General features: G+C 64.0%; 7 protein-coding genes. 3 read left to right on the forward strand and 4 right to left on the reverse strand.

Annotation, left to right across the window (positions count from 1 at the left end):
* Positions 1-7: 7 nt before the first annotated feature.
* Positions 8-1,348: an NADP-specific glutamate dehydrogenase gene (gene gdhA / locus NP534_RS24015; protein ID WP_186662856.1), complete on the forward strand. Its 1,341-nt coding sequence runs from the start codon at positions 8-10 to the stop codon at positions 1,346-1,348.
* Between the two features lie 66 nt (positions 1,349-1,414).
* Here the strand turns inward: gdhA and NP534_RS24020 are convergent, their stop codons facing one another.
* The 4 genes from NP534_RS24020 to NP534_RS24035 form a co-directional block, all read right to left on the reverse strand.
* The gene (locus tag NP534_RS24020) at positions 1,415-1,912 is read right to left on the reverse strand and encodes a GreA/GreB family elongation factor (RefSeq protein WP_274100355.1); all 498 of its coding nucleotides are present in this window, start codon (positions 1,910-1,912) and stop codon (positions 1,415-1,417) included.
* A 66-nt stretch (positions 1,913-1,978) separates the two neighbouring features.
* Positions 1,979-2,335 carry a hypothetical protein gene (locus NP534_RS24025; RefSeq protein ID WP_274100359.1) on the reverse strand — a complete coding sequence of 119 codons (357 nt, stop codon included), beginning with the start codon at positions 2,333-2,335 and terminating at the stop codon, positions 1,979-1,981.
* 78 nt (positions 2,336-2,413) lie between these two features.
* Complete coding sequence (locus tag NP534_RS24030; protein ID WP_274100356.1) at positions 2,414-4,267, reverse strand: Lnb N-terminal periplasmic domain-containing protein; 1,854 nt, start codon at positions 4,265-4,267, stop codon at positions 2,414-2,416.
* A gap of 75 nt (positions 4,268-4,342) precedes the next feature.
* Complete coding sequence (locus NP534_RS24035; RefSeq protein ID WP_033701382.1) at positions 4,343-4,831, reverse strand: DUF3015 domain-containing protein; 489 nt, start codon at positions 4,829-4,831, stop codon at positions 4,343-4,345.
* Between the two features lie 254 nt (positions 4,832-5,085).
* Between NP534_RS24035 and NP534_RS24040 the strand changes: the two genes are divergently transcribed.
* Both NP534_RS24040 and NP534_RS24045 read left to right on the forward strand, forming a co-directional pair.
* Positions 5,086-7,524, forward strand: a complete 2,439-nt coding sequence (locus tag NP534_RS24040) for a Lon protease family protein (protein ID WP_274100357.1) — start codon at positions 5,086-5,088, stop codon at positions 7,522-7,524.
* A gap of 162 nt (positions 7,525-7,686) precedes the next feature.
* On the forward strand, positions 7,687-8,025 hold the full coding sequence (locus tag NP534_RS24045; RefSeq protein ID WP_274100358.1) for a PA4575 family protein: 339 nt from the start codon (positions 7,687-7,689) through the stop codon (positions 8,023-8,025).
* The last annotated feature ends 42 nt before the right edge of the window (positions 8,026-8,067 follow it).

Consider the following 8,067-nt stretch of genomic DNA (forward strand, 5'->3'; position numbering starts at 1 on the left):
GTCTACCATGGTCGAATCTGTCGATAATTTCCTCGCGCGCCTCAAGCAACGCGATCCTGCCCAGCCCGAGTTCCACCAGGCAGTGGAAGAAGTCTTGCGCACCCTCTGGCCGTTCCTCGAAGCCAACCCCCATTACCTGCAGGCCGGTATCCTGGAGCGCATGGTCGAACCCGAGCGCGCGGTGCTGTTTCGCGTTTCTTGGGTCGATGACCAGGGCAAGGTCCAGGTCAACCGCGGCTACCGCATCCAGATGAGCAGCGCCATCGGCCCGTACAAGGGAGGCCTGCGCTTCCACCCTTCGGTCAACCTGAGTGTGCTCAAGTTCCTGGCCTTCGAGCAGGTGTTCAAGAACTCCCTGACCTCGCTGCCCATGGGTGGCGGCAAAGGCGGCTCGGACTTCGACCCGAAGGGCAAGAGCGATGCAGAAGTGATGCGCTTCTGCCAGGCCTTCATGAGCGAGCTGTACCGCCACATCGGTGCCGACGTCGACGTGCCTGCCGGTGACATCGGCGTGGGCGCCCGCGAGATCGGCTTCATGTTCGGCCAGTACAAGCGCCTGGCCAACCAGTTCACCTCGGTGCTGACCGGCAAGGGCATGACCTATGGCGGCAGCCTGATTCGCCCAGAGGCCACCGGCTACGGCTGCGTCTACTTCGCTGAGGAGATGCTCAAGCGCCGCGACCTGCGCATCGATGGCCGTCGCGTGGCCATTTCCGGCTCGGGCAACGTGGCCCAGTATGCCGCGCGCAAGGTCATGGACCTGGGCGGCAAGGTCATCTCGCTGTCCGATTCCGAGGGCACTCTGTACGCCGAAGCGGGCCTGAGCGACGCCCAGTGGGACGCCGTGATGGAGCTGAAAAACGTCAAGCGTGGCCGCCTCAGCACCCTGGCGGGCGAGTTCGGCCTAGAGTTCCGCAAGGGCCAGACCCCGTGGAGCCTGCCGTGCGACATCGCCCTGCCGTGCGCCACGCAGAACGAGCTGGACACCGAAGACGCCCGCACCCTGCTGCGCAATGGCTGCTTCTGCGTGGCCGAAGGCGCCAACATGCCGACCACCCTCGCGGCTGTGGATATCTTCCTGGACGCGGGCATCCTGTACGCCCCGGGCAAGGCGTCCAACGCCGGCGGCGTGGCCGTGTCGGGCCTGGAGATGTCGCAGAACGCCATGCGCCTGCTGTGGACGGCCGGTGAAGTGGACAGCAAGCTGCACAACATCATGCAGTCGATTCACCATGCCTGTGTTCACTACGGTGAAGAGGCTGACGGCAAGATCAACTACGTCAAGGGCGCGAACATCGCCGGCTTTGTGAAAGTGGCTGATGCCATGCTGGCGCAGGGCGTGGTCTGATCCAAAACCGATGGGGCCGCTTTGCGGCCCCATCAGCCCGCCGCTCCTACAGGTGTGGGGGCGGCCTCACGCCTCACCCTCGATGGCGACCACCTCGATCGTCTGATCCCCTACCGGCCGCCGCCAAACCACTTCATCCCCAAGCCCCGCGCCTAGCAAAGCCCGCCCCAGCGGCGACCCCCAATTGATCAACCCGCGCCCCGCATCGGCCTGATCTTCCCCAACCAGCTGCACCTCGTGCGCCTGGTCGTGTTCATCGACAAACCTCACCCGGCTACCAATCTGTACCTTGCTTCGCGAAGTGGCGGCTGGCACCACCTGGGCACTCTGCACCCGGGCGCTGAAGTAGCGCAGGTCCCGCTCGGCATCGGCCAGGCGCTGCTTGTCGGCACGCTCGCCCTGGGCCTGCAGCTGGCTGCGCAATGTGTTGAGTTCGGCCACCCGTTGCTGCAGTTGCGCCAGGCCCAGGGCCGTGACGTAGTTGGGCTGCTCGCTGACCCGCCGCTCTACCGGCTGGTCGGCCTGGGCGGCGGCCTGGTCTTCGTTGACGAATGCTCGGCTCATGGTGGCCTCCTTGTGCTGAAGACCATGATGGCAGGCCGCCGGTTTCAAAGGATGTCCGATTGCGACCTAGGGGTGGCGGTAGGCCCGCGCAGCGCCGCGGTCTTTCTCCTGCTCCCAGTCACGGTCGCGTTGGTCCCAGTAGCGGTCGCGGTACTGACGCTGCTCTTCGCTGTTCTGCAGGGCGTGACACTGGCGAAAACCATCGTCCCAGCCGCTTTCGTACTGGCGGTTGTGCAGGTAGCGCGGCACGTCCTTGCGAAAGTCGCCGACCATCAGCCCGGCAGCCTGGCGGCCGCTGCTGCAGCCATCCTGGAAGCCATCGGCGTAGGCGGGCGGGTAACCGTGGTCGAGCATCTGTTCGTGGGTCGTTGCGCACCCAGACAGCAAAAAGGCAAAGCACAGGCCTAACCAGTACCGCGACATAGCCACCAGACCCTCCAGTTGATGCGGGAGAGTCTAGGTGGCGGTTTGTCGGTGGGCTGTCAAAACAGTGTCAAAGAGTCAGTAGTGGTACCACTTCAGCTCCAGCATCACCTCGTTCTGCGCCGTCGCCAGGTGGCTGAACTCACGCGATGCACTTAGCCGCAGGCCCAGGTTGCGGCTGATTTCCCATTGCTGGTTCAGGCTTACACTGCGGCGCACCTCGCCATTGGTGAAGAAATCGCCCTTGGCCTCCAGCGTCATGTTGCCCAGCCCGTTGCGCCACAGCAGCCCGCCGTTGAAGCCCGCCGCCGGGGAAATGAATTCGGCGAAGTCGTTGTGGTGCTCCACGCGTACCGTGCCCAGGGCGAAGCCCAGCAAGCCATCGGCCAGTTGCCAGGTACCGCCGGCACCGCCATTCACATGGCTTACCAGCACCTCGTCGTCATGCTTGCCCGGCACCCGCTCCAGGCCACCGGTCACTTGCCATGACCAGGGCTTGAGCAGCGCGTTGCGCGGCGTCAGGGAGCGAATGGTGGCGAGGTCCAGGCGCTGTACCTGCCAGTCGTTGCCTTCGTACTGGCGCACTTTGAGCTGCAAGATCTCGATCTGCGCGCCCAGCGGGAAGCCGTAGGCGTTGTCGTTGAGGTCGTGATAGGCCATGCGCAGGCCGTACTCGGCGTAGGCGCGGTCTTCCCGCGTGCCGACGCCGAGCTGCCAGGTGCGTGAGTCATGGCCATCTTCGGGCAGCCCGGGGCGCTCGATATCCAGCGCTGGTGGGGGGTTGCGGTTGATCGCCCGCAGCAGCTCGAAGCTGCGCGTGGCCTGGCCCGGGTCGCGCTCCTGGCCGTTGGCGCGGTAACGCTCCAGGCGGTAGGCGGCGTCCTGCACCAGCGCCTGGCGCTCGCGCGGCAGGGCGGTGAAGGCCGGGCTTTGCAGCTGCGCGGTATCGGCGCTGACCGCCAGTACCTGCTGCTTTTCGTGGGGGGTCAAAGGCTCGGCGCGGGCCAGCAGTTCGCGTTCGCGCGAAGGCCGGTAGTTGACGCTGGCCACCAGGCCAGACTGGCGCACCGCCTTGACCGTGTCGGTGGGGATGGCGGTCAGCGGAAACTGCGAGGTCAGGTCCAGGCTCGGCCGGGCTACTTGCAGCAGTTCCAGCAGGCGGTATGAGCAGTTCTCGTCGAAGAAGAAGTAATCGAACTGGATCTGCTTGAGCTCCCACACATGCTCGACCATGCGCCCGGTCTCTTGCGGGGTGAGGTCCAGCTTGTACTCCCACAGGTCGCGGTTTTCCAGGCTGCGGTACTCGGACAGCTTCTCTTGGTACGGCATCAGCGCAAACAGGCCTGGATAGCCGCCCATCAGGCCCTTCCAGGCGTACAGGATGCTGTTGTCGCTGCCTTCGATGTAGGCGCCGAAGTTGATCGCGTAGCTCAGCAGCGTGGTGTCGTCGCTGTGGGTGGTGGACTGGTCGATGCGCAGCAGTGTATGGCCGAACATCGACGATGGGCTGTTCAGGTAGGCCGCCGGGAAGATCAGCGCGGCGCTGTGCGGGTCGATCGAGGTGTACCAGGTCTTGAATTCCTGGCAGTCGGGCTGCGGCAGGTCAGTCAGCCCCAGTTGTTCCTTGAGCCAACGGGTGCGTGCCGGAAAGACGCATTGGGCATGCTTGTCGCCCAGGCTGGCCGGCGCATACAGCGCCTGCACCGTGGCCCGCAGCTCCTGGTCCGGGTGGTGCGCGCCATCCTCGGCGAGAAAGAACCGGGTGTCGTCCACATAGCTTCGCCAGCCACCGAGCTTGGCAGTCTCGTAGTGGCCCAGGGCGATCCAGTAGGGGGTACTGGCCAGTTGCTGAATACGGCCTTCATCCAGCGCAGGCGCAGCATGAACAGGGGCGCAGGCACACAGCGCCAGGTAAGCGAGGCGTTTGAGCATATCGGGCAACTACTTCTTCACGATGCCGAAAAAAAGGCGAAACCCGCCCCGGAGGTGGGGCGGGGCAAGCTGCACTTAAGCCTCGGTTGCGTACTTGGCCAGGCGTGGGTCGCTCTTCAACACCGCCAGGGTGTTGCTGTGCACGGTTTCGGCCGTGACGTCGGCGCTGCTGAAGATCTGGTTGAAGTGCTGGTGGGTGACCGACTCGAAGTAGGTGCGGTCTTCAGGCGCTACACCCAGTACCACGGCATAGGTGGTCAGAGCCTCGCCTTTGCCCATGGCCATGTCTTCGGACAGTTCGTTCATCATGCCGTTCATGGCAAACCAGGACTTGCCGCCATAGGTCAGCGAAGCCTTGGTGGAGCAGCCGTTGGTGCCGGAGGTCATGCCGAAGGTGGCGTTACCGGAGGTACCGTTGGTGGTGGAAGCCAGGAAGTGAGCCGGCGTACCGCGCTGGCCTTCGAACAGCATGTTGCCCCAGCCGCAGTTCGGGCCGCCAGGCGCTTCGGCCATGGCATTGAGGGAGACCACGGTGAACAGAGTACCCAGAAGAATCCGTTTCATAGCATTTGTTCTCTATTTGTCTTAACCAAGGGTCAGGGTTTCTGGCAACTCGGTTGCCAGGCGGGAAAGCTTTTCACCCACCCGCGCAGCTTGGAGTTTAGGCACGATCTAAAGGTTGCGTTGTTGATTGCGAAAAATTTGCCTGAAGCGCTGTGTTATCGCGACTGCGACATAAAGTCCCGCCGAGCCTTGCAAGGCGCGCGCGGGCAGCGCCAGAATGCTGCGTATCCGCCCCGCCGAAGTAAGGAAACCCAATGCCCGATCCTGTCGCTGCGCGCCTGCGTCTTGCGCCTGAAGCCCTGACCCGGCGTTTTTCCCCCGAGCAGTTTGCTTTTACCCACACTGACGATCTGGAGCCGTTTCGAGGTGTCCTGGGCCAGGAGCGAGCAGTCGAGGCCCTGCAATTCGGCGTGGCCATGCCCCGCCCTGGCTACAACGTGTATGTGATGGGCGAGCCCGGCACCGGCCGCTTCTCGTTCGTCAAGCGCTACCTCAAGGCCGAGGGCAAGCGCCAACACACCCCCGCCGACTGGGTATACGTCAACCACTACGAGGACACCCGCGAGCCGCGTGCCCTGGAGCTGCCTTCGGGCACCGCTGGTGAATTCATCACCGACATGAGTGGGCTGATCGACAACCTGTTGTCGACCTTCCCGGCGGTGTTCGAGCACCCGTCGTACCAGCAGAAGAAGGGCGCCATCGACCGCGCCTTCAACCAGCGTTATGACCGCGCCCTGGATGTGATCGAGCGCGCTTCGCTGGAAAAAGACGTGGCCTTGTACCGCGACGCCAGTAACGTCGCCTTCACCCCAATGGCCGAAGGCAAGGCGCTGGACGAGGCCGAGTTCGCGCAACTGCCGGAAGCGGTGCGTGAGCAGTTCCACGAAGACATCGCCCTGCTCGAGGAGCGCCTCAACGAAGAGCTGGCCAGCCTGCCGCAGTGGAAGCGTGAGTCGAACAACCAGCTGCGCCAGCTCAACGAAGAAACCATTACCCTGGCCCTGCAGCCGCTGCTGGCGCCGCTGTCGGAAAAGTACGCCGAGAACGCGGCGGTCTGCGCCTACCTGCAGTCGGTGCAGTTGAACCTGCTGCGCACCGTGGTCGAGCAACTGGTCGATGACAGCAAGACCGACGCCGTGGCGCGCAAGATGCTCGAAGAGCAATACGCGCCGAGCCTGGTGGTGGGTCATCACCACGACGGTGGCGCGCCGGTGGTGTTCGAGCCGCACCCGACCTACGACAACCTGTTTGGCCGGATCGAATACAGCACTGACCAGGGCGCGCTGTACACCTCCTACCGCCAGTTGCGCCCGGGGGCGTTGCACCGGGCCAACGGCGGCTTCCTGATTCTTGAAGCCGAGAAGATGCTCGGCGAGCCCTTCGTCTGGGATGCCCTCAAGCGGGCGCTGCAGTCGCGCAAGCTGAAGATGGAGTCGCCGCTGGGCGAGCTGGGCCGGGTGGCGAGCGTCAGCCTGACGCCGCAGATGATCCCGCTCAACGTCAAGTTGGTGATCATCGGCTCGCGTCAGCTCTACTACGCGCTGCAGGACCATGATCCGGACTTCCAGGAAATGTTCCGGGTGCTGGTGGACTTCGACGAAGACATGCCCATGATCGACGAGAACCTGGAGCAATTTGCCCAGCTCTTGCGTACTCGCACCAACGAAGAAGGCATGGCGCCGCTGACCAGCGACGCCGTGGCGCGCCTGGCCACCTACAGCGCCCGGCTGGCGGAAAACCAGTCGCGGCTGTCGGCACGCATCGGTGACCTGTTCCAGCTGGTCAGCGAGGCCGATTTCATCCGCCAGCTGGCCAGCGACGAGATGACCGACGCCGGGCACATCGAGCGTGCGCTCAAGGCCAAGGCCACCCGCACCGGGCGTGTGTCGCAGCGGGTGCTGGACGACATGCTCGCCGGCATCATCCTGATCGACACCGAAGGCGCGGCCATCGGCAAGTGCAACGGCCTGACGGTGCTGGAGGTAGGTGACTCGGCATTCGGTATGCCGGCGCGCATCTCGGCCACGGTCTACCCCGGCGGCAGCGGCATCGTCGACATCGAGCGTGAGGTCAACCTGGGCCAGCCGATCCACTCCAAGGGCGTGATGATCCTCACCGGCTACCTGGGTAGCCGCTACGCCCAGGAGTTCCCGCTGGCCATTTCGGCGAGCATTGCCCTGGAGCAGTCCTACGGTTATGTCGACGGTGACAGTGCCTCGCTGGGTGAGGTGTGCACGCTGATCTCGGCGTTGTCGCGCACGCCGCTCAAGCAATGCTTTGCCATCACCGGTTCGATCAATCAGTTCGGTGAAGTGCAGGCAGTGGGTGGGGTCAACGAGAAGATCGAGGGCTTCTTCCGGCTCTGCGAGGCGCGCGGCCTGACCGGCGATCAAGGCGTGATCATCCCGCGTGCCAACGTGGCCACGCTGATGCTCGACGAGCGGGTATTGCAGGCGGTCGAAGGCGGGCAGTTCCACGTGTATGCGGTCAGCCAGGCCGACGAGGCGCTGAGCCTGCTGGTGGGCGAGGAGGCCGGCACGGCGGATGAAAATGGCGAGTTCACCGAGGGCAGCGTCAACGCCCGCGTGGTTGAGCGCCTGCGCGAAATCGCCGAAATGATCAGCGAAGAGGACATCAAAGAGGCAGAAAAGGAACGCCTGGAAGAGGTGATTGCGCAGGCTAAACCGGCCTAAGTCAATAAACCGGCGCTGGCGGCGATGTGCTACCGTTCAGCGCCGGTTTTCCAACTTTCTGTGCTGTTCCTCTATGCTGGAACTTAGGACGGTATCAGCGTTCAGGATGGAAACAGCCTGAGGGTTTCAGGCTGAACAGGGCTCATTGGAGGGGACGCGGCCATGCGCAACCTCAGCCTTACTCGCCAGTGCCTGGGCCTGGTGACCCGCATCGAATGCAGCATCCGCCCACTGGCCGGCGACAACGGCATGTGGACGCTGTTGTTCGCCGCCGGCATGGCCGGCGAGCAACCTTCGGCCATCAAGGCCCAGGGGCCGTTTCACGGGCCGCTGGTGGCCGAGTCGGTGCTCAATGCCATTGTCGACAGCCTGACGCTACACGGGTATCAGGTTTGCGAAGACCCGCAGATCTGGTGCCTGCACCTGCAGGCCCAGTTGCGTCGCATCAATGGCGAGCGCTGTCGTAACCTGGGGGATTATCAGTTCCATCCGGAAAGCTAGGCGATTGCTGGGGCCGCTGCGCAGCCCCAATCGCGACAAGAT

The sequence above is a fragment of the Pseudomonas sp. 39004 genome (assembly GCF_028682155.1).
Taxonomy (GTDB): domain Bacteria; phylum Pseudomonadota; class Gammaproteobacteria; order Pseudomonadales; family Pseudomonadaceae; genus Aquipseudomonas; species Aquipseudomonas capeferrum.

Excerpts from the sequence above, each read along its gene's own strand:
- gdhA (WP_186662856.1), top strand. The coding sequence starts at position 8 with ATGGTCGAATCTGTCGATAATTTCCTCGCGCGCCTCAAGCAACGCGAT.
- NP534_RS24020 (WP_274100355.1), bottom strand. The coding sequence starts at position 1,912 with ATGAGCCGAGCATTCGTCAACGAAGACCAGGCCGCCGCCCAGGCCGAC.
- NP534_RS24025 (WP_274100359.1), bottom strand. The coding sequence starts at position 2,335 with ATGTCGCGGTACTGGTTAGGCCTGTGCTTTGCCTTTTTGCTGTCTGGG.
- NP534_RS24030 (WP_274100356.1), bottom strand. The coding sequence starts at position 4,267 with ATGCTCAAACGCCTCGCTTACCTGGCGCTGTGTGCCTGCGCCCCTGTT.
- NP534_RS24035 (WP_033701382.1), bottom strand. The coding sequence starts at position 4,831 with ATGAAACGGATTCTTCTGGGTACTCTGTTCACCGTGGTCTCCCTCAAT.
- NP534_RS24040 (WP_274100357.1), top strand. The coding sequence starts at position 5,086 with ATGCCCGATCCTGTCGCTGCGCGCCTGCGTCTTGCGCCTGAAGCCCTG.
- NP534_RS24045 (WP_274100358.1), top strand. The coding sequence starts at position 7,687 with ATGCGCAACCTCAGCCTTACTCGCCAGTGCCTGGGCCTGGTGACCCGC.